A 20,756-nucleotide genomic window follows, 5' to 3' on the forward strand; every position below is an offset into this window, starting at 1 on the left:
CCTCCCTGCGAAAACAAAGGTGAGATATTGTCGTAGCTCGTCGCGTCAACGCGGCGTACGCCCGAGCACCAGCATCCGCGATACGCGGGTGGGCTCACATGCGCATTGCCTTGCGGCGCCGGCTCGCCACAGGGCCCGCGCGCTCGACGGGGTGGGCACGCCTCGCGCCGAGTCTAGTTGACCCCCGCGGCGCACTGGCCCCAGGGGGCGCAGCGCAGGCCCGCGGCGCACGCGCCGCACGTTCCGCCGCACCTGTCGTCGCCGCACGACACGCCCGTGCAGTCCGGCTGGCAGGCGCGGTCCGCCGTGCCGAGGTAGAGGTTATCGAGGGTCACCTCGGTGCCGTCGTGGCGGCTCGCGCCGTCGTTCCCGAGGTCGATCTCGAATTTGTAGGTGCCGGCGCTCTCGGGCGTGAAGCTCGGCGGGCTGCAGGTCGACCAGGCGGTCCCGACATCGCAGTCGAACGTGGCGAGCGTCGTCCAGGGATCGTGGGCCAGCACGATCTTGATGGGCACGACGCGGGGCGCGCTCGCCTTGACGTCCACCTGCCATGTGTGCTCCGTGCCGGCTGCCAGCGGGAAGCCCTCCTGCCGGACCTGGACATTCCACGGCTGCGTGCCGCCGTTATCGATGCGCACCCACTGCACGTGGCCGTGGTCGCCGCCCTCGTCGATGATCTCGGTGAGGCCGCCGCCGCCCTCGAAGAAGATGTCGCTGCGGTGGTACGTGTGGTCCTCGTTGAACCCGCAGTTCTTGAGGAGGTTGTCCGGCGCGCCGTCGCCGTCGCCGTCCTGGCACGCGGCCGACGGCAGCCTGGGGTACCCCGAGGCGCGGTGATACCAGCGGACGTAGTCGACCTCGAGCCTGGCGAGGTCGCCCTGGGTCGCCCAGTCGACGTCGATGCACGACGCCGCGGTCTCGTCGCACTGGCCGTCCACGCACGCGGCGCCGTTCGCGCACTGGGCGGCGGAGGAGCACGCTCGGTCCTTCCACCCGAGGCAGCCGAGCTCGCCGCCCACGGCGAGGTTCATGATGAGGTACATGGGCTGGCGGTACTCGGTCGCGCCCTCTCCGATGCTGAACACGCCGACGGGCGTCCCGCCGTTCTGCGGCAGCTCGTCGATGTAGATCGCGAAGCGGTCCTCGTCCCAGAGGAAGCCCCAGGTGTGCCACGCGCGATAGTCAAGGGTCACGCCGTCCCAGGTCGACCTCGCGCCGCCGACGTCGGCGTCGCATTTCGCGTCGCCGCCGTTGGGCCACGCGCTGCAGGCGTTCGGCTCCCAGCCGCCGGGGCTCGCCGCGATCTCCCCCGCCTCGGGCCGCTCGCGCCAGAGCGCGTTGAAGCCCATCGCCCGGTTGTCGGGGTAAAGGGCGGGGTTCTCCTTGATCTGGGTGTACTCCATCACGTCGATCTCGCCGTTCATCGGCCAGCCGACGCTGTCGTCCACCCCGCCGTCCTTGAGGGCGCCGTTCGCGCCGAGCAGCCAGATGGCGGGCCACATGCCGCTCGGCGGGACGTCCCCCGCCGCGAGCTCGGCGAAGGGCATGCGCGCCCGGAACTCGAGGTAGCCGTACCGGAGCTCGATCTTCTCGTCCGTGCTGAGGCGGCCGGACGTGTACGTCATCCCGTTCGCGGGCGGGTTGGCGATGCCGGTGTGCGGAGCGCACTCGTCGTGGTCCCAGACGCTGTTCTGGTTCTTGTCGCTCAGGCAATACCCGTCCATGCAGGTCCCGTTCGCGTCGCAGTCCGCCGCGCCCGCGCACGTCTTCCAGACAACGCAATCGAGGGGCTCTTCGCGCGCGAGGAGGGTGAGCTTTCCCTCCTCGACGCAGTAGTTCCAGGTGTCGGGGTGGTCGGTGCACTCGCGGTTCGTGTAGGCCTGCTGCTCGAAGTTGACGCCCAGGTTTTCTTTGCTCCAGGAGCCGGCGTTGACCCGCGACCTCGGCTGGCCTGCGCCGAGATCGCCGCCGAACTCGTCGGCCCAGGTGAGCGTATGCGCCTCGCCGTCGATGACGATCGGCGGGCCGGCAGGCGCGCTGCCCCCGGCCCCGCCGCCCGCCCCACCGGCCCCGCTGCCCGCGCCGCCGCCGCCGCTGCCCGCGCCGCCGCCGCCGCTGCCCGCGCCGCCGCCCGCACCACCGCCGCCGCTGCCCGAGGTCGCCTGCGTCGCGCTGCCCGTGCTCGCGGTGGTCCCGGCGGCCTCGCCGCGGCCGTCCTCCCCCCCGCAGCCGAGCACGACGAGGCCGAGCGCGAGCGCGCCGTGACCGAGGGCGCCAGGTCGCCGGGTGCTCGCGCGGGAGCGCGCGCGTCGTCCGTGAGATCTCGCGTCGCGGTCTTCGTTGCGCATGGGGGGCAACGATAGACAGGAGGGAGAGCGAGCTCCAGATCGAATGAGGAGCCCCCGGGAGCCCGTTGCCCCAGCCCGTCGCCTGAACCGCTTAAGCCTGTCCGAGGGCCATGAAAAAACGCGCGCTTCTTTCCTCGGGGCGCGCGCACGTCGTTCGTCGCCACACCCGGGCGACGGCTCGAGTCCTCGGGTGCGCTCCGGCTTTCGTCGAGGAGCATGCAGGACCGCTCGCTCGCGCTCTGCTCTGAGGGCCGGAGGGGGTGCCGAGCCCGGGCAGGCGCTCTGTTTTGCGGTCCGGAGGGGTCCCTACCCCCCCTCTGGCACAAGATCCAGCACGTTCTCGGCGGTTCTGGCACAGAATTCCGGTGTAAAACGCGAATTCTGGCACAATCTGGCTCCCGGAGACGCTCTGCAGAGCGTCCTCGAGGGGTCCGGACCCCTGTGTGTCGCAATGCATTGCGTTTGTGCCAGTGCCGGACCCCCCTCGTCTGGCACAGATCACGGGGGTTGGCACAGGGCTCGGGCGCGCCGGTCGGCAGCTTGGTAGGAGCTGCTCGCCGAGCGCCATCGCGGGGAGGATCCGGTGGCGAGGGGGCGGTTCGTGCCGCCCAGCAGCGCGCCTCGGTCGTCGGCCCTTGTTGGGCGAGCGTGGTCCGGCTACGGTGCGTCGCCTCGCGGCATGCTCGCGCCGATCGGAAGGGGAACACGTTGAAGCTCGAGGACGTCACGAACGGCGCAAGCCTGGAAGGCGTGGAGCCGTCGAGCGTCGTCACCCTGGTCGCGACGATCCTCATCTCGCCGGACTCGCTTCAGCTCATCTACCGGCTGCCGGATGGCGCGCTGCGCGAGCGGCTCGTGTCGCGCGCCGACGAGGCCGTGCTCGCGCTCGCCACCTCTGCGCGTCCGTGGTCGTTCGACGGCGATGGCGCCGCCTTCCAGCTCACCGCGGAGGCGAAGCGCATCGACCTCGCCTTCCTCTTCGACCCGATGATGGCGGTCCACACGTCGAACATCGTCGCGCCGGCGGCGTCGTCGAGCAGTGGCGCGACGAGCTCTTCGAGAAGCTCGGCGCGCACACGCGGCACCTGCTGCTCATGACGGCGACGGCGCACAACACCCTGTGCGAGCGCCGCGGCGAGGCCGAGAGGGCGCGCGCCTGCAACGAGCTCATCACCTCCTGGTCCGCCATCGAGGCCGCGGCCGGCGAGGTCCCGGAAACGAAGGACCAGCTCGCTCTGTTCGAAGGCAAGCCATGATCAGGTCGCTTCATATCAAGAATTTCACCGCCTTCAGCGAGGCGGACCTCGACTTCGGACAGCACCTCAACGTGTTCGTGGGAGAGAACGGCACGGGAAAGACGCACGCGCTGAAACTCGCCTACTCCATCCTCGCGACGAGCTGGGAGGAGGGGCGCAAGCCGAACGCCGCGCCCCCGACCAAGGCGGCTCTGCAGACCCGCCTCGCGGACAAGCTCGTCAGCGTCTTCCGCCCGGAGGCCCTGGGGCGCCTCGCCCGGCGGAAGCAAGGGCGTGAGCGCTGCGATGTGCGGATGACCTGCACCAACGAGGCCTGGGATATCTCGTTCGGCTTCTCGACGCAGAGCAAGTCGGACGTCTCGATCGACACGCTCCCCACGGAATGGGTCGACGCGGCGCCGGCCTACCTGCCGACCCGGGAGCTCCTCACGATCTACCCAGGCTTCGTGTCCGTCTACGAGAACCACTATCTCGAATTCGAGGAGACATGGCGCGACACCTGCTTGCTCCTCGGCGCGCCCCTGAAGAGGGGCATCAAGGAAAAGCGCGTCCGGGAGCTCCTCGGGCCGCTGGAGGAGGCGATGGGCGGATGGATCGACCTCGACAGGAACGGTCGATTCTACTTCCGTAGCGGGAGCGGCCGCATGGAGATGCCGCTCGTCGCGGAGGGCCTCCGCAAGCTCGGCATGCTCGCCCGCCTCATCGCGACAGGGGCCTTGCTCGACAAAGGGTGCCTGTTCTGGGACGAGCCGGAGGCGAACCTCAACCCGCGCATCATCAAGAAGGTCGCCGGCAGCATCGTCGATCTGAGCCTCGGCGGCATCCAGGTGTTCATCGCGACGCACAGCCTGTTCTTGCTGCGCGAGATCGAGATGCTGCTCGCGCGCAAGGAGGGAGAGGTCGACGCGCGCTTCTTCGGGCTGCACCTGTCGGACGCGGGTGTCTCGGTGCAGCAAGGGCCCTCCGTGGACGACATGGGAACCATCGCCGCGCTCGACGAGGAGCTCGAGCAGTCCGACCGTTTCCTGAGCCCGGAAGGCTGAGCCATGCCGACCGTCGCCGTCGATGGCCTGAATTTCGAGTTCCCGAGCACCTGGGTGGTGAGCAAGTACGACGAGTGGACGTTCTACCGCACGCAGTTCTCCGTGGTGCGGGTTGGGCTCAAGGCGCTCGACCTGCTCGCCGTCGATCCAGACCGGACCGCGTGGCTCATCGAGGTCAAGGACTACCGGATCCACGCGCGCACGAAGCCGTCCGCGCTCGACGATGAGGTCGCGGGCAAGGTCGTGGATACGCTCGCGGCGATGCTTCCGGCGAAGATCAACGCCAACGACGCCCAGGAGGCGGAGGTGGCCATGGCCGTGCTCGACGCGAAGAAGCTGCGGGTCGTGCTCCATCTGGAGCAACCCAGCAAGCACTCGACGCTGCGGCCGCGCGCCATCAATCCCGCGGATGTTCAGCAGGCGCTGCGGCGCCGGCTCAAACCCATCGACGCCCACCCCTTCGTGGCGGAGACGAGCCGCATGGGCTCCCTCGCCTGGAGAGTGACATGACCCTCACAAAGCCCTGGCGCGAAGTCGGGGGGTTGGCACAGGGCTCGGGGCGTTGCGCGCTGTCCGGCAGGCATGAGGAAGCGGGACGGGACGCCCGGACGGCGGGACGCCCGGATTCCGGTGGCGCCGGTGGCGCCGGTGGCGCCGGGGGCCGCCACGGCGGCGGACAGGGCGTGCTCCTGGGCGGGTGACGCGGGGGCGAGCGGGCGTCTGGCGGGGCGGTGTTGCGCGAGCGGGCGTCCGGTGGGCGGCGTTACGCGAGCGGGCTCAGAGGTCGACCGGCGCCGGCTGGGCGCTCGGCGCATCGGGCGGAGGGGGCGTTGCGGGCTCGCCCTCGGGCTTGTCGTTCTTCCGGGCGGCGCCGCGACCGCTCGGCCCGACGCTCCAGGTCGCGAGCGGCGCGAGCAGCTTGTCGGCGAGCTCCTGCGTCTCCGGCTCGTCGGGCTCGACCGCGCCCATCACCTTGATCACGTACGCGCGCAGCACCTCGGTGAAGGCGTCGAGCGCCTCGCGCACGCTCGGCGGCGCCGCCGCGGCCGCGGCCGTGGGCGCCGTGACGCCGAGCGCCTTGCCGTAGGCGGCGTGCGCGGACTCCAGGACGACGAGGAAGCGCTTGCCGCCGAGCGCCTCGAGGCGCGCGTCGAGGCCGTTCTTGCGGATGCGCTGCAGCCGGAGCTCGCTCTCGGACCATTCGAGGACGTACGTGAGCTGGAGGAACTTGAGCCCTCCCGTGAAGATGGCCGCCTTCAGCGCGCTCGCCTCGGCGACCTCGGGCGCGTCGGACGGCAGCTTTGTGAACGCGGTCAGGAAGTCGTGGAGACCGCTCCAGCAACCGTCGATGACACGGTCGCACTGGACGGCATCCTCGCTCGCCTCCCCTCCTCCGGACAGCGACACCTGATCGCGCAGCGCCGACGCGAGCTCGCCGTGCCGCGACGAGAGCACGGCGAGCGCCCGCGCGATGCCCTTCGCGAGCTGCTTCTTCGCGGGCTTCGCCGCCGTGAGGAGCTGCTCGCCGAGCGCCATCGCCCCGACGGCGGTGAGGCGGGGGAGCTGGATCACTTCAGAAGCGGTGTATTTGCTCATGAGATCATCCTCGTCCGTGGCAGGAGCGCGGGATTGCGCTGGAATGCCAGACGGGCAAGCGTGCTCTATTCATGATGGGAAGAGAGGTGTCCAGAGAGAAGTGGAGGAGAAGATGATTTATAGAAGACGCGAGGGTGTCGAAATCCTGCGGTGTCCGGGGGAGCGCGGGGGATGGATGGGTGAGAAAAACGAGGGATGTTGCTGGGATAGCTTGGCTGGCATCGTTCTGGCCAGGAGGGAGGCCGGAGGCGCGCTGTGCGGCCTCGGGAGGCCCCGTCGAAAGGTTGCTCTCGGCAGCGGCGGCAGGGACGTCCCGGGCCTGGTGGTCGCTCCGCGCGACGCACGGGTCTGGCGGCGAGGACGCCGGTGGGCGCCAGGATCCCGACGGTCTAGCGGGATGAGCCAGCCCGGAAGACCGAGGCGAAGCGCCCGGCGGGCGTCAGGATGACGTGGTCCTGGAGGGGAACGCCGATCAGGTGGGCGGCGTGCTCGATCTCCCGGGTCAGCTCGACGTCGTCGTCGGACGGGGCGGGGTCGCCGCCGGGGTGGTTGTGGGCCAGCACGAACGCGACGGCGCCGAGCTCGATGGCGGCGCGAAGGACATCGGGGGCGCGGACGGAGCCGCCCAGGAGGCCGCCGCGGCAGACCATGCGCGCGCCGCGGACGCGATCGTGGGCGTCGAGCGCGGCGAGCCAGACCTCCTCGTGGACGAGCGGCGTGAGCGTCGCGTGGAAGAAGCGGGCGACGTCGCGCGGGCGGCGCAGTAGGGCCGGGGAGGATGGGGACCTTGCCCGGGATCGGGGAGAATGCTGCGCATGCGGACGTCGTACCTTCGGACGTGACGCAATAAAACAACGCATAGGTCATGTTAGGGTATCGTTCAGGTGAACGGCGCTCGACGTGCTCGGACGGGCACCACGACCCCTGCCCTCATGCCTCCGGCGGGGCATCGTCGGGCGGCGTGTCCTTCGCACCTCCGGCGGGCTGCTCGACGGACCCCAGCGGCGCCAACAAATCGGCGACCACGATCACCTGGTCGAGGAGGTTCTTCACCACGGTATCGCGCTCGGCTCCGACCGGCACCTGGAGCGCCACGGTCGGGAAGCCATCGCCGGCCATGAACATGCGCGGGGGCGTCACGGACTCGAGCGGAGCGAGCGCGCGTCGAGCCGTCGAGGCATCGCTCTTTTCCCATCGCACCCCGTAGACGGAGAGCCAGAGCGGCGTCGGGGCAAATTTCATCCACTTGCGGATGTCGCAGACGAGGAAGCAGCCCACACCCCGCAGCCGGAGGTAGCGGCCGGAGTACCCGTTGCCCGCAATGGCGCGAAGCCCGTTCATGTTCGCGATGCCCTGATGCCTGAGCGCCGTGCAGACCTCGTCGACGAGGCGTCCGAACTCGATGACGCGCCGGTAGATCTGCGTGGTGAGCTCCTCGGAGGTGACCGGGAGGAAGGCCTCGGCATCCATGCGTTCACAGAGGCCGCGCAGCTGCGCGACGTCCTCACGCGCCCGACGGTCGTCGGCCGCCTCCAGCCGGAAGCCGATCGGATCGAGGAGCGCGCGCCAGCTCACCAGCACGAGCCTCCTGCCGTCCACGAGCGCCCCCTGCCGGACATCGGGGATGCCGGTCTGGCTCTCCTGCACGCTGAGCTCGGCGTCCTGGCACCGTCGCAGAAGCTCGCCCCAGATCAGCATGACACGCGCGGCGGGGACGACGAAGACGAGGGTGCCTCCGTCGCGCGGGAGGCGCTCGAGATAGGTGACCGGCTGGTGCGATGTCAGCCCCGCCCAGAACTTCGCTTCGATGATGAGGCGCTGGTCCCCCTTGTCATCAAAGCCCACGAGATCAGGTTGCGCCTCGTCGCCTCCGGCAACCTGGTTCTGGTAGATGAGCGAGGAGGGGGCGACGGCCCCGACCTTGCCCAGGAGGTCCCGCACGGCCTCGCGAGCAGGGAGCGAGCGTCGTAGGATGTAGCCAAGCGCCTCGGTCGCAAGGTTTTCCGGGTGCGGGCCGAATTTCGTGGCGAGATGTGCGAAGAGGGTCTCGTTCATGGCGCCGAGGATACCCCAGATGAGGTCGCGCTCGTCGCCCGCACGCGGGGCGCGGCCGCCGTCCTCGGCTCGCTGGCGCTGGCGCTCGGGTGCGGCTCGGCGAACACGGCTTCGCCGCCGGTGCCGCCGGCCGCCCAGCACCCTTCCCCTGCGGCCGCCCAGCCACCATGGCCAGCCAGCGCCGCCGGGGCGCCTGCGCGTCCCCCCTGCGCAATGCAATAAGGGCTCAGGAGCGGCCGCCAGGTGGAAGATCTCCCGCCGGTAGGAAACCAGGGAAGATCGACCCAGGGCAGCGTGCCCGCACCTTGCCGGCCCTCCTGGTGCTAGACTCGGAGCATGGCCGAACCTCTGGAGCATGCCGCCGAGGAGCGAGACGACAGCCCCTACGACGAGAACGGCGTGGACCGCTCCCTCGTGCGCTGGATGCTCAGCCTGTCCCCCACGGAGCGGCTGGCGCAGGTGCAGAGCTCGATCGATCTGGTCATGAGCGTGCGCGAGCCATCCGATGGCGCTCGCTGATATCCTTCACGCGCTGGTATTGTCGTAGGAGGCATGCAGCAACGCTGCAGGGCCTCCGGTGAATACCGTCGATCCCCAATCGGCAGCGTGATGGATACGCCTGAGGTCCAGGAGATATTGAGGATGCGAGCAGACAGGATCATATTCGCCGCTCCTTTCTCCTTCTCATGGAAGCAACAACTGATCACACAGCGCCACCGCGAGCTAGGCGTGGCGCGACGCAAGGGCGGCGAGCGCCCGCGCTGCGCGCTGCATTAACTGCTAATAGTTGGGCGAGCGGCTGCCGGTGCTCGGGCGATCTGCCAGTTCTCGGGTCAGCGGAGCCCGGGGAACGGCCGGCGCCCGGCTCTCAACGACCACAAACCACCGTTGCCTAGCCCCCTGACACTACGCCTGTGAGGCTCTGTGTACTGGCGCAGCTCGGTCGGCTGCTGGCGCATTCAACATGACGCAACCTCTCGCGCTCTCGTCGTCATCGCTGCCGCAGCGACTTGTCTCACGAACCCGGCCTTGACACATACCATCTACAAAATCAAGCAACTGGACCAACATCTGAGCTACACTACCGCGATTCACCGGAGGCAGACCCGATGGCGTTGGGCAGGAGCATTCGAATTTATTTAGACGGCGGCGAAGTATCCGGCATTCGCCATGCGGAGCTGGTAAACTGGACGGGCCAAGCCCTTCTATGCCCTCGCAGCCGCGTAATCGAACTCACACAATGGGAAACAGCCGTCCGGCGCCCAGGCGTCTACCTGTTGATAGGCAGTGAAAACATCGCGCAGAGAGACGCTTACATCGGTGAGGCCGAAATCGCTGCAGAACGCATCAAGACACACTTATCAGGAAAGGACTTCTGGCAAGAAGCGATAATATTCACGAGCAAGGACGAGAACCTGACCAAGGCTCACATCAAGTACCTCGAAGCACGCATCATCCAGCTGGCAAAAATCGCCGGTCGCTATCGCCTCATCAACCAGAAGGACGAGACGCCGGTCGTGCTGCCGCGTGCTGACAAGGACGCGATGGAAGAGTACCTCAACAACGCCAGGATCCTACTAGGTGCCCTCGGCCATAGGATACTGGACCCCATCATAGGCCAACCGAGCAGTCACAATTCGCAGCTCATGCGACTGTTTTACGCCATCAAGGGAGCAAGCGCGTCCGGCACGGTAACGGACGATGGCTTCGTGGTGTTCAAAGGCTCGACCGCGCTCACACAGGTACATGAGAGCATCCGACCGAGCGGCTATGCGGCGCTCAAGGAAGGCCTGATCAAGTCCGGAAAGCTCATCAAGCGCGGAGATGCGCTTCAATTCACATCTGACACACTATTCTCAAGCGCGAGCGCTGCAGCCGCGGTCGTTTACGGCAATTCGGCAAACGGTCGAATCTGCTGGAAGACTCAGGAAGGACAAACCCTGAAAGACATCGAGGAGGAGCAGGCGCGCCGCATTCCCGCCAGCTCTATTGATGAAGCGGACTAGAAGACTACCTGTCGAGAACGCGGAGGGGTCCAATCGCACTCGAGGCATAGAACTCGGCCGCACGCGAGCACCGAGCTCATATCACTGAACCGAGACCGAACGGCGCCGCATGAGAGGACAACTCGGAGCTCCCCCTCTCTACTGCCTCACCGGCAGCTCAACAACGAAGCTCGCCCCCTCCCCCGGCGCGCTCTCCACCGTCACCGCCCCGCCGTGCGCCTCGACGACGCTCTTCACGATCGCCAGCCCGAGCCCCGTCCCGTTGCGGCTCTCGTCGGTCGTGAAGAACCTGTCGAAGATCCTCGCCCGATGCTGCGCCGGCACCCCCGGCCCCCGGTCGCGCACCGAGATCCTCGCCGTCCTTCCACCTCCCCCGCCCTCCCTGCCCTCCCCGCCCTCCACGGTCACCACCACCGCCTCCCCCGGCGGTGAGAACCTCACCGCGTTGTCCACGAGGTTCAGCAGCGCCGTCTCCAGGTCCGTCGGCCGCGCCCGGAGCAGCCGAGTCCGCATCTCGTACCGCAGCACGACCGGCTGCCCGGGGGTCGCGCACCGCTCCACGACGCGCGCCACGAGCGCCTCCAGGTCGAGCACCGTCATCGCCTCGCTCGAGGCCTCGATGCGGCTCAGCTCCAGGAGCCTCGACACAAGCCGGTCGAGCCGCGCCACGTCGAGCTCGATGTTCCGCAAAAAGCGCCGCCGCGCCTCGAGATCGTCCGCCGCCCCCTCGTCCAGCAGCTCGGCAGCCCCACGGATCGACGTGAGCGGCGACTTGAACTCGTGCGCCACGTCGGCCGCGAAATCCGAGATGTACCGCAGGCGCGCCCCCAGCCGCTCGTTCATCGCCGCGAACGACGCGCCGAGGTCGCGGATCTCGCCGCTGCCCGAGACGGGCACCACGATGTCGCGCTCCCCGGCCGCGATGCGCTTGGCCGCCCGCGAGAGCTTGCCGAGCGGCCTCGAGATCGACCACGCGAGCGCCAGCGTGACGAGGCCGGTGAACAGGCTCGCGATCAAGAGGACGCGGAGGAGCCCCGAGCGGATCCGGTGCAGCTCGACAAGCACCGGCTGCGTCGAGCGCACAACGTAGACGGCGCCCAGCACCTCGCCGCCCCGCCGGATCGGCTCGGCCAGGAACAGGAGGACCGCCGGCTGCCGCTCCCGGACGCGCGTCCTCGCGGCGCGGCGCCCGGCGAGCGCGTCGCGCACCTCCGGGCGGTCCGGGACCTCGGGCCAGCGCTCGCGCGCATCCTCGCCGAAAGACCGCACCTCGTCGGCGAGATCCGCGAGGCCCCGGCCCGAACCACCCTGGCTGCGCGGCGAGATGAGCCGGGGGGCGGCCGGCTCCGGCCCCTCGGGCGGACCGTTCTCGTGCGAGTCGGCGACCACCACGCCCGCCCCGTCGAGCACCCGGACGCGCGTGCGCGTGTGCCTCGCGGCCCGGGTCAGGACGTCGCCGTGCTCCGGCGCGTCGAGCTCGAGCCCCCGGTCGAGCGCCGAGGTGAGCATCGCCGCGACCAGGACCGCCTGGTTCGCCATGTCGCGCTCCAGCGAGCCGAGCAGCTGCCGCTCGTAGAGGCGCGCGAACTCGAGCCCCGCCACCGGCACGAGCAGGACCACCAGGTTGACGATGAGCAGCCGGACACGGATCCGGCCGAGCTCGCGGCGCAGGCGCTCGGTCATCGCAATGCCCGGCATCGCGCGGCCCGGCTACGCCCCGTGCACCTTGTAGCCGACGCCGTGGACCGTCGCGATCGGATCGCCGCCAACTACGCGAAATTTCGCACGAATCCGGCGAACGTGGGTGTCGATTGTGCGCTCCGTGATGAGGTTGTCGTAGCGGTAGGCGCGCTGCATGAGCTGGCCGCGCGAGAGCACCACCCCCGGCCGCTCGAGCAGCGCGCCGAGCACGCCGAGCTCGGTCGCGGTGAGGGACACGAGCTGCCCGAGGTAGCGGGCCTCGTGACGGTCGGTGTCGACCTCGATCGGGCCGTGGCGGAGCACCGCCGTGCGCGCGTCGGCGGGCGGCGGCGCGGGCGGCGGCGCCTCGGCCCGCCGGAGCAGCGCGCGCACGCGCGCCACGAGCTCGCGCGGCGAGAACGGCTTCGTGAGGTAGTCGTCGCCGCCGAGCTCGAGGCCGACGATCCGGTCGACCTCGTCGCCGCGCGCCGACAGGAAGAGGATCGGCATCCTGCTCGCGGCGCGCAGCCGCCGGCACACCTCCAGGCCGTCGAGCTCGGGGAGCATGACGTCGAGCACGATGAGGTCCACCTGCCCCGCCCCCGCCGCGTCGAGCGCGGCGCGCCCGTCGGCCACCGCCGTCACGGTGTAGCCCTCCTTCTGCAGGGCGTAGAGCAGGACCTCGCGGATGCGCGCCTCATCGTCGACGACCAGGATGTGCTTGCTCACGTCGCGATCGGTTCCTCTGATCCAGCGCCGCCGTGCGCGTCGATGGCCGCGCCGAGGCCCTCCACGCGCGCCCAGACCTCGGACACGATACCACCGACGCCCTCGACCGAGGATCCGGCGAAGCGCGCCAGGACGAGCTGCGTGCGCAGCGCCTGGACGAGATCCGCGAGCTCCTCGAGGGCGCGGGCGTCACGGTCGCGCATCGCCCGCAGGCGGCGGATGTTCTCGAGGTGGAGGTGCGCCGTCGCCAGCGCGCGCCCCCCGGCGCCGCCGCGCTCGATCTCGGCGACGCGCGTCGCGGCGGCGGCCTCGTCGAAGCCGTCCTGGCGGAGCAGCGCGTCGAGCTCGGCGTGGCGGGCGGCGGCGCGCGCCACCTCGGCCTCGATGCGCGAGGCGGCCTCGCGCGACAGGAGCGCCTCGAACGAGGTGCCGGCGCACGCGCTGACCCCCTCGCGCAGGGCCCCCTGGACGCGCGCGGCGGCGGTGCCCGCGCCGGCGTCCGGTCGCCCGCCGCCCTCCCCGCGGCCCGCGGTGAGCGCGACGGGCGCCCAGATGGGCCAGAGCGGCACGCAGAGCGCCGCGGAGAGCGCGGCGCGGCGGCGCGCGTCGCCGCGATCGCGCGAGGCGCGGTACACCGCCACGGCACAGGCGAGGCCCGCGATCAGGTACAGGATCGAGAGGTCGCGGAGGCTCATCGCGCCCCCTCCGGCAAGCCGCCGCGCGCGACGTCCTCGCCGCTGGCATAGGCGGGCGCGCCGTCCGGCTGCGACGCTCGGCCGTCGTCGTGCCCCTCGAGGGAGCACGGGTCGTCGTCGTAGATCCCGAGCGCCGAGCGGCAGCTCTTCACGAACGCGTCGGCGAAGCTCCCCTCGCGGGCGCGCAGGAACGGGACCTCCGTTTCGCTCGGACGGCCGAGGTACGGCCGGAGGATCCACGCCGCCTGGCCGCCGATCGCGAAGAAGACGGCCATGAAGGCGACCGCGGTGAGCGCGCGGCCCGGGCCCGCGCCGATGCCGCGCACGAGCACGCCGAGCGCCGCGAGGCCCGCGACGGCGTAGGCGAGCCAGGCGGCGACCGAGGAGGCGTGGTAGCCGAGCCCCAGGTCGATGAGCAGCCAGAGCACGGGCGCGAACGCGAGCAGCACGAGCGAGGAGCGGCCCGCCGACGCGAGGACGAGGGCGATGACGGACCGCATCGGCCAGGGTCGGCCGAGGACCGCCGCGAGCGCGTGGAACGCCGGGGCGCAGAGCGCGAGCGTGATCAGCATCGCGAGCGGCACCTTGACGGCCGCGTAGAGGATCTGCTCGTCGCCGCGGAAGCTCCCGATCACGCCGCCGAACACGGCGGAGCCGAGGGCGATGGCGCCGAGCGACGCGAGCGCGATGGCGCGGACGTCCCTGTCTTCGCGGCAGCTCGCGGCCACCGCGGAGGGCGCCCGGAGCAGGCGGCTCAGGACGACGGCGCTCACGAGTTACCCCCGTCCAGGAGCGGGAGCGCTTCCCACCAGACGCGCAGGGCGAGCACGACGGCGAACGCTGCGAACCCGAGGAGCGCCGCGGTGTACCCGGACCGGGTGAAGAGGCCCTGATCGCGCCGGAGCGCGGCGCCGAGGTCGCGCAGGAAGACGCGCACGCCGAGGGCGCCGCCGACCGCGAGGCCGAGCAGCCCCATGAGCGCCGCCGTGTCCTGCGACCCGCTCGTGACGACGAAGAGCGCGGCGGCGGGCGCGAGGCCGCCGAGCACGAGGCCTGTCGTCGCGGCGGCGCGCGCGGTGGCCGACAGGACGCGCGCGGGGTCGAGCGGCGCGTCGAAGAGGGTCAGGACGATCGCCAGCGCGGGGACGCCGAGGCAGGCGACGGCGACCATGGCCGCGGGGACGCCGGCGGCGTGGTGGACGAACGACATGCCGCCCTGCCGCGCGCCGAGCGCGAGGCCATAGACCGAGGCGAGGCCGACGCCGACGCCGAACCTGGACAGGTCCTGACGGAGCTCGGCCGCCGGCCGCTCGACGAGGAGAGCGGCCGTCCAGCTGGGATGTCCAGCGCGCGCCGCGGTCTCGGCGACCGCGCCGGCCGCGGGCGGCGGCGGCGCGTCGTCTCGGGGCGCCGCGGGCCCGGGATCACCGGCTTCCATGCCGGGCTCCGGCGAGGGTGGGATGAGAAGACAGGGAGCTTGCGCGTGCACAGGACCTCCGGGGTGGTGAGCGCTGCGCGGCACGCTCGACCGAGCCTCCTGGACCGATCGCCCGGGAGGCCCGGCCTGCTCGCTGCCGCCGCAGGCCTCGATGGGAGTACCCCCCGGGCGAGGCGCGCCCGCGCCCGCGACAAGGAACGGACGCGGAGAGGTTGTGGCGAAGTTGTGGCAGGTCGCCCGCCGTGGCCGGAGCCACCCGGGAGCAGGGACGTCGTCCACCCCCGGACAGGCGCCGGCCGCCGTCGGCCTGCAAGCGAGCGGCAGCGCGCGCTATGCTGGCGGGATGTCGGTCGCCTTCCAGCTCGGGCCCCGGGCCGGCCTCGCCGATCTGCTGGCCATCCCGGAGGAGCAGCGCTTTCACGAGATCCTCGACGGCGAGCTCGTGCGCAAGGCCATGCCCAGCGGCCCCCACGGCAGGGCGCAGCGCGTCCTCGGAGGCCGCATCGGCGATCCGTACGACCGGCGTCCAGGCGGGCGGCTCCCGGGCAGGTGGTGGATCGTGACCGAGGCCGAGGTGCAGCTCGAAGAGGATCAGGTCTATCGCCCCGACGTTGTCGGATGGCGGCGGGAGAGGTTGCCCGAGCTGCCCAGGACGACGCCGATCTCGGTACGGCCCGACTGGGTGTGCGAGGTGCTGTCGCCCTCCAGCGCGCGCAACGATCGGGTGAAGAAGATGCGCGTCTATCAGCGATGCGGGGTGCCACGATTACTGGATCGTGGATCCCGAGGACCAGACGCTGACAGTCCACCGCTGGACGTCCGAGGGATATCTGCTGATCCTCACCGCCGAGCGCGGAGAGCGCGTCAGGGCAGAGCCGTTCGGGGAGGTGGAGCTGGAGATGGACGCGCTCTTCGGAGACGAGGCCCCGTGACAGCGGTCGATCGGCCGTCAGCGTGGCCGGCGGGTGACGTCAACGCGGGACGGGCGGGGCCACGACGTCGTTGATGCTCTCGACGTTGCCGCCGGCGGGGTAGCCGTACGAAGCGAAGAAGTCCGTGCCCCAGACGGTGACGCCGAAGGCGCCCGCGCTGCTCGCCTCGTGCTGACTCGTCTCGCACGCGGGGGTCGCGCCCACGAAGCCGCGGCTCAGATCGACGTGGGCCACCTCGAACGCGCCCGCGGTCCCGACAGGGCGCCACCCGGTCACCGGACCGAGACAGCTCAGCTCCACGTCCGCGAAGCCGTTCGGGCCTCTGACGCGGGTGATCACCAGGCTTGTCGTGGCATAGGTCGGATCGGTGAAGAACACGTATCGCTCGAGGAACTGCTCGGGCGGCAGCTGGATGACCCACTCCTCGTCCCCGAGCTGGCACGGTGAGCCGGAGACCGGGATCTCCGCCACGCAGCCAGGGCGCGTCCAGGCGGGGGCGCCGGGCATGTACTGCGTGAGCATGAAGGGGTGATCGCCGCCCTGCGACCGCACCGAGAACAGCGACGTCGTCTGGAACTCCGCGACCTCGCCCGCCTCCAGGGTGACGGGCGCGCCGGCCGGCGGCGCCGGATCCCAGGAGAGCGTCGTGTCGTCGGCCACGCCCAGGAGACGGTAGACGACGCTCTCCGGCTCCTGCGAGGACAGCCGCGAGACAACGCCGGCGCCGACGTACTCGCCGCCGAGAGCGCTGATGGGGACGATCTGCTGGTGGGCGGCGTCCTGACCGCCGCCGGCCGGGGACGTCTTTGTCGCCACCTGCAGGTACGTGTTGCCGGTCCACACGCCGATGGGCTTGCTCGACTGGAGCACGGCGCCGCTCGGGTCGACGCCCATCCACTGGACGACATCGCCGGCGCCGAGCTGGATCTGCGTGGCGGTGTTGGCCGGAGCGCCCGGGACGCCGGGACCACCGGGGAGGCTCGACGGGGGAACGAGATCCACCGTTGTGTCGTCCTCGGCGGCGACGAGCATCATCCACGGAACGCCGAGGCCGTGGAGGTGCGGCGCCAGGGCGTAGTAGTTGGTGCCCCACGTGCTGCGCGGGAGCAGGAGCGAGGCGCTGGGGAGGAAGCTCGACGCCCCGCCGTACGGCAGGATGTCGTACGCCGAGACGGGCGTGTCCGACGCGACCTGAAACGCGGCGCCGGTGCCGCTGTTGTGCACCGCTACATCGGCCAGCACGGCGGGAGGCCGCGGGCACTCGAGCGAGTCGAAGCCGGTCGATGCACCCGTCCGGTGCGAGAGGAACAGCACCGCCACCTCGCCCGGCGGGATGCCGTTCTTGGGCAGGCGCGTGTACCTGGTGCTCGGACCGATGCCGCTCGGGAGGTAGGTGAACCCGGTCGCGTCGAGCGCCTCGCCGTCGTAAGCGACGCGGAGCCTGGCGTGGCGATCCCAGGTATTCGCGAGGAAGACCGCATGGCACGCGCCGCTGAACGTGGAGCCGGCGAGATCGTTCTGGAAGAACGGCGGCGACGGCGCGAGGTAGTCGCAACCGATCGAGCCGCCCGCCTTCTCGGCGGCCTCGCAGGCGGGGATGCACTGCCCCTGGTAACACCCCAGCTGGGGCGGGCACGCGCCGAGGACGTTCCCCTCGGCGTCCACGACGTCTCTCATGTCCGCGGAGCATCCGCTCCCCGTCAAGCCGCCGCTGATGCCGCCGCCGACACCCAGGTCGCCGATGGTCCCCGAGCCGCCCATCCCGTCCTCGGCCGCCGGTCTGGGCGGGTTCCGGAACGGGTCGGCCCTGGGGGTGCAGGCGGCGGCGAGGAGGGACGGCGGCAATAGCGCGACGAGAAGATAAGTGAGGGAGAACCTCATCTCCTGAAGTCATCGTGTCGCCGGAGAACTGTCAAGCGCTGTCGGGCCGTCGGCTGGCGAGGCGTGCCGCAGCTGCGCGAAGTTCCTCAGCAAAATCATCGTCGTGCTCCCGCGCGAAGCAAGAAGCCGACGGATCGCGGCCAGCGCGCGCAGAGCCCCCTCGCGCCGCCGCGCTGGACAAGCAAGAGCACGTTCGCTAGGCTGCCCCGCGATGTCTGTCGTGCCCGCGCGCTCCCTTTGCCCCCGCCTAGGCCTACGGCCTCGGGGGCTCTGCGCGCGCTGCTGACGACGTTCATCCTCGCAGCTCGGCCCCCCTCGGTCTCTTGTCCCGGTGGGGGTCCTCGCATCGTCGTCGCGACGACTCCCATCTTCATCTTCCAGGGAGTCCTGTCATGTCCACGATGCCCGTCCACAAGTACAAGCCGTTTCAGCCCATCCATCTGCCCGATCGGCGCTGGCCCAGCCGCGTGATCGAGAGGGCGCCGCGCTGGTGCAGCGTGGATCTGCGCGACGGCAACCAGGCCCTCGTCGAGCCCATGGGCCCCGAGCGCAAGCTCCGCATGTGGCACGAGCTCCTGCGCATGGGATTCAAGGAGATCGAGGTGGGCTTTCCCAGCGCGTCACAGCCCGACTTCGACTTCGTGCGCCGGATCATCGACGAGGGGCTCGTCCCGGACGACGTGACCCTCCAGGTGCTCACGCAGGCGCGCGCCGACCTGATCGAGCGGACCTTCGAGGCCATCCGCGGGGCGCGCCGCGCCGTGGTTCACCTCTACAACTCCACGTCCACGCTCCAGCGGCGCGTGGTGTTCGGCCTGGACCGCGCGGGCATCGTCGACATCGCCGTGCGCGGGGCGAGGCTCGTGAAGGAGCTCTCGGCGCGCATGCCCGAGACCGAGGTCGTGCTCGAGTACTCCCCCGAGAGCTTCACGGGCACCGAGCTCGATTTCGCGAAGGAGATCTGCGAGGCCGTGATGGACGTGTGGCACCCCACCCCGTCACGGAAGATCATCCTGAACCTGCCATCCACCGTGGAGATGGCCACGCCGAACGTCTACGCGGATCAGATCGAGTGGATGCACCGGAACCTGAAGCAGCGCGACTGCATCGTGCTGAGCGTGCACCCGCACAACGATCGCGGGACCGCGGTGGCCGCGGCGGAGCTCGCCGTGATGGCGGGCGCCGACCGCGTCGAGGGCACGCTGTTCGGCAACGGCGAGCGCACGGGGAACGTCGATGTCATCACGCTGGCGCTCAACCTGTTCTCCCAGGGCGTCGATCCGGAGCTCGAGATCCACGACGTCCAGGCGATCAAGGAGACGGCAGAGCACTGCAACCGACTGCCGGTCCACCCGCGCCACCCCTATGTCGGCGAGCTCGTGTACACCGCCTTCTCGGGCTCGCACCAGGACGCGATCAAGAAGGGCTGGAAGGCGCTGCGCGAGAGTGGGAGCACGGTCTGGGAGGTGCCCTACCTGCCCATCGATCCGCAGGACGTGGGGCGCGGCTACGAGGCGGTGATCCGCGTGAACAGCCAGTCGGGGAAGAGCGGCGTGGCGTACGTGCTCGAGCACGACCATGGCTATGCGCTGCCGAAGGGGCTCGCGATCGAGCTGAGCCAGGCGGTGCAGCGCAGGGCGGAGCGGACCGAGGGCGAGGTGCAGAAGGCCGAGATCCTGGCGATCTTCGAGCGCGAGTACGTGAACCGCAGCGGGCCGCTGCGCGTGACGGCGCACAGGCGAAGCGGCCAGGGCGAGGGTGAACGACACGAGTTCCACGTCCAGATCCGCGGTGTCCCCCAGGTGCTGAGCGCCGCCGGAAAGAGCCCGGTCGAGGCCTTCGCCAGCGCGCTCTCGCGTCACGCCGGGATCGCGATCGCGCTGGACGAGCACGCGGAGCAGGCGGCCGAGCGGAGCGCAGGCGCCGAGTCCGTGGCGTACGCGGCGATCTCGGTCGGGCGCAAACGCACCTTCGGGGTGGGGACGCACCGGAGCGCCGTCATGGCGTCGCTCGCCGCGGTCGCGTCGGCGTGGAACCGCGCGCGGCCGGCGGAGCCGGCGCGGCTCGCGGCGGCGGCGGCGGAGTGAGCGGGCGCGCGGCCGGGCAGGCCGCGGCGCCCCGCAGCAAGCTACCTCGCGAGAGGCCCTACGCCGTTGACGAGACGATCGCCAAGCGGCTACTCATCGGTCCCTGACGAGACACGCTGCCCAACAAAGGAATGCAGTCAACGCGTGAACAGCCTCGCTTCGCTCGGCAGCGCACGCGCGACGGATTGCCTGGCTCGCTGGGCGGACGGGAGGATGCGGATGGATTGGCGCGCGGAGTACAAGATATTGACCGACGCGGGAGTCACGATTGCGCCCGGTTTGACGGAGGCCGAGATCACCCGAGCCGAGTCCGCAATCGGCGCCGGATTTCCGCCAGATCTGCGCTCCTTTCTCTCGAAAGGGCTCCCGATCGGTGCGCGATTTCCCGACTGGCGGGAGCCAGACTCGACGGAGATTCGTCGTCAGCTCGACTGGCCCTTCGAAGGCATGGCGTTCGATATCGAGCACAACGTGTTCTGGTGGGACGCATGGGGCGTTCGGCCCTCGGAGCTTCCAGCGGCGTTGCAGATTGCGCGGGCCATGGTCGCAGAGGCGCCTCGCCTGATTCCAGTTGCGGGCCACCGCTACATTCCGGCCGAACCAGCGCTCGCCGGAAACCCCGTCTTCTCAGTCTACCAGACCGACATCATTTACTACGGCAACGATCTCGCAACGTACCTGCGTCGCGAGTTTCTTCGACATCCTCGCGACGCCGCCGTCCGGGGAGAGGTGCGCAGGATCCGGTTCTGGAGCGAGCTCGTGGACGCCAACGAATAGCGGGCCGCTCAACGTAAGGACACCTTCCTGCACGGCGCGCCCGCCGACGACGGTCGACGCTGTGTCCGGCCATCGACGTGGCGCTGCACGGGCCGGCTAGGCTCAAGGCCCTCTCCCCGCGCGGTCGCCCCGTCGATCTCCTTCCAGGAACGCGCGCGCTCGCGCAGATGCTTTATCGCAACGAGCAGCGCTCGTACCGGTCGGGCCCCGGCCTTTCGCTGGCGCTCGCGGCT

At 70.4% G+C, this 20,756-nt stretch carries 19 protein-coding genes and 1 pseudogene; 10 read left to right on the top strand and 10 right to left on the bottom strand.

What is annotated here, in order from left to right; all coding sequences use genetic code 11:
• Nucleotides 1–173 precede the first annotated feature (173 nt).
• Complete coding sequence (locus WMF28_RS24210; RefSeq protein ID WP_437595662.1) at nucleotides 174–2,348, bottom strand: carbohydrate binding domain-containing protein; 2,175 nt, start codon at nucleotides 2,346–2,348, stop codon at nucleotides 174–176.
• A gap of 708 nt (nucleotides 2,349–3,056) precedes the next feature.
• Between WMF28_RS24210 and WMF28_RS24215 the strand changes: the two genes are divergently transcribed.
• From WMF28_RS24215 to WMF28_RS24230, 4 genes are read left to right on the top strand one after another with little or no spacing between them, the layout of a single operon-like run.
• Nucleotides 3,057–3,446 carry a hypothetical protein gene (locus tag WMF28_RS24215; protein WP_437595663.1) on the top strand — a complete coding sequence of 130 codons (390 nt, stop codon included), beginning with the start codon at nucleotides 3,057–3,059 and terminating at the stop codon, nucleotides 3,444–3,446.
• Nucleotides 3,443–3,604 (top strand): hypothetical protein, encoded by a 162-nt coding sequence (locus WMF28_RS24220; protein ID WP_437595664.1) that lies wholly within the window; start codon nucleotides 3,443–3,445, stop codon nucleotides 3,602–3,604. Before WMF28_RS24215 ends, WMF28_RS24220 begins: the two co-directional genes overlap by 4 nt.
• Entirely contained in the window at nucleotides 3,601–4,647 is a 1,047-nt protein-coding gene (locus WMF28_RS24225) for an AAA family ATPase (protein WP_437595665.1), read from the top strand. The genes WMF28_RS24220 and WMF28_RS24225 overlap by 4 nt, the downstream gene beginning before the upstream one ends.
• 3 nt (nucleotides 4,648–4,650) lie before the next feature.
• Nucleotides 4,651–5,157 (top strand): hypothetical protein, encoded by a 507-nt coding sequence (locus WMF28_RS24230; RefSeq protein ID WP_437595666.1) that lies wholly within the window; start codon nucleotides 4,651–4,653, stop codon nucleotides 5,155–5,157.
• Between the two features lie 267 nt (nucleotides 5,158–5,424).
• On the opposite strand, the gene WMF28_RS24235 is transcribed toward WMF28_RS24230, so the two are convergent.
• The 3 genes from WMF28_RS24235 to WMF28_RS24245 form a co-directional block, all read right to left on the bottom strand.
• Nucleotides 5,425–6,243: a hypothetical protein gene (locus WMF28_RS24235; RefSeq protein ID WP_437595667.1), complete on the bottom strand. Its 819-nt coding sequence runs from the start codon at nucleotides 6,241–6,243 to the stop codon at nucleotides 5,425–5,427.
• A 389-nt stretch (nucleotides 6,244–6,632) separates the two neighbouring features.
• Nucleotides 6,633–7,103 carry a JAB domain-containing protein gene (locus WMF28_RS24240; RefSeq protein WP_437595668.1) on the bottom strand — a complete coding sequence of 157 codons (471 nt, stop codon included), beginning with the start codon at nucleotides 7,101–7,103 and terminating at the stop codon, nucleotides 6,633–6,635.
• A gap of 70 nt (nucleotides 7,104–7,173) precedes the next feature.
• Nucleotides 7,174–8,655, bottom strand: coding sequence for a hypothetical protein (locus WMF28_RS24245; RefSeq protein ID WP_437595669.1), 1,482 nt, complete (start codon nucleotides 8,653–8,655; stop codon nucleotides 7,174–7,176).
• Between WMF28_RS24245 and WMF28_RS24250 the strand changes: the two genes are divergently transcribed.
• Complete coding sequence (locus tag WMF28_RS24250; RefSeq protein WP_437595670.1) at nucleotides 8,635–8,817, top strand: hypothetical protein; 183 nt, start codon at nucleotides 8,635–8,637, stop codon at nucleotides 8,815–8,817. The two genes, WMF28_RS24245 and WMF28_RS24250, sit on opposite strands and share 21 nt — an antisense overlap.
• A 590-nt stretch (nucleotides 8,818–9,407) precedes the next feature.
• Nucleotides 9,408–10,304 carry a GIY-YIG nuclease family protein gene (locus tag WMF28_RS24255; protein WP_437595671.1) on the top strand — a complete coding sequence of 299 codons (897 nt, stop codon included), beginning with the start codon at nucleotides 9,408–9,410 and terminating at the stop codon, nucleotides 10,302–10,304.
• Between the two features lie 138 nt (nucleotides 10,305–10,442).
• Here the strand turns inward: WMF28_RS24255 and WMF28_RS24260 are convergent, their stop codons facing one another.
• Genes WMF28_RS24260 through WMF28_RS24280 form a run of 5 tightly spaced genes read right to left on the bottom strand, consistent with a single transcriptional unit; the run spans nucleotide 10,443 to nucleotide 14,846 of the window.
• Nucleotides 10,443–12,002, bottom strand: a complete 1,560-nt coding sequence (locus WMF28_RS24260) for a sensor histidine kinase (protein ID WP_437595672.1) — start codon at nucleotides 12,000–12,002, stop codon at nucleotides 10,443–10,445.
• 12 nt (nucleotides 12,003–12,014) lie between these two features.
• Complete coding sequence (locus WMF28_RS24265) at nucleotides 12,015–12,713, bottom strand: response regulator (RefSeq protein WP_437595673.1); 699 nt, start codon at nucleotides 12,711–12,713, stop codon at nucleotides 12,015–12,017.
• The gene (locus tag WMF28_RS24270; protein WP_437595674.1) at nucleotides 12,710–13,408 is read right to left on the bottom strand and encodes a hypothetical protein; all 699 of its coding nucleotides are present in this window, start codon (nucleotides 13,406–13,408) and stop codon (nucleotides 12,710–12,712) included. Before WMF28_RS24270 ends, WMF28_RS24265 begins: the two co-directional genes overlap by 4 nt.
• On the bottom strand, nucleotides 13,405–14,181 hold the full coding sequence (locus WMF28_RS24275; RefSeq protein WP_437595675.1) for a hypothetical protein: 777 nt from the start codon (nucleotides 14,179–14,181) through the stop codon (nucleotides 13,405–13,407). The genes WMF28_RS24270 and WMF28_RS24275 overlap by 4 nt, the downstream gene beginning before the upstream one ends.
• Nucleotides 14,178–14,846 (bottom strand): hypothetical protein, encoded by a 669-nt coding sequence (locus WMF28_RS24280; protein WP_437595676.1) that lies wholly within the window; start codon nucleotides 14,844–14,846, stop codon nucleotides 14,178–14,180. Before WMF28_RS24280 ends, WMF28_RS24275 begins: the two co-directional genes overlap by 4 nt.
• Before the next feature lie 343 nt (nucleotides 14,847–15,189).
• Between WMF28_RS24280 and WMF28_RS24285 the strand changes: the two are divergent.
• Nucleotides 15,190–15,534 (top strand): annotated as a pseudogene (locus WMF28_RS24285) (Uma2 family endonuclease); the annotation flags it as partial.
• Nucleotides 15,535–15,622: 88 nt separating this feature from the next.
• Complete coding sequence (locus WMF28_RS24290) at nucleotides 15,623–15,778, top strand: hypothetical protein (protein ID WP_437595677.1); 156 nt, start codon at nucleotides 15,623–15,625, stop codon at nucleotides 15,776–15,778.
• A gap of 39 nt (nucleotides 15,779–15,817) precedes the next feature.
• Here WMF28_RS24290 and WMF28_RS24295 read toward each other — a convergent pair whose 3' ends face one another.
• Nucleotides 15,818–17,659 (bottom strand): IgGFc-binding protein, encoded by a 1,842-nt coding sequence (locus tag WMF28_RS24295; protein WP_437595678.1) that lies wholly within the window; start codon nucleotides 17,657–17,659, stop codon nucleotides 15,818–15,820.
• 392 nt (nucleotides 17,660–18,051) lie between these two features.
• Here WMF28_RS24295 and leuA point away from each other — a divergent pair, with 392 nt between their 5' ends.
• Both leuA and WMF28_RS24305 read left to right on the top strand, forming a co-directional pair.
• Entirely contained in the window at nucleotides 18,052–19,746 is a 1,695-nt protein-coding gene (gene leuA, locus WMF28_RS24300) for a 2-isopropylmalate synthase (RefSeq protein ID WP_437595679.1), read from the top strand.
• Nucleotides 19,747–19,890: 144 nt separating this feature from the next.
• Nucleotides 19,891–20,523 (top strand): SMI1/KNR4 family protein, encoded by a 633-nt coding sequence (locus WMF28_RS24305; RefSeq protein ID WP_437595680.1) that lies wholly within the window; start codon nucleotides 19,891–19,893, stop codon nucleotides 20,521–20,523.
• The last annotated feature ends 233 nt before the right edge of the window (nucleotides 20,524–20,756 follow it).

The sequence above is a fragment of the Sorangium sp. So ce590 genome (assembly GCF_051521365.1).
GTDB lineage: Bacteria > Myxococcota_A > Polyangia > Polyangiales > Polyangiaceae > Sorangium.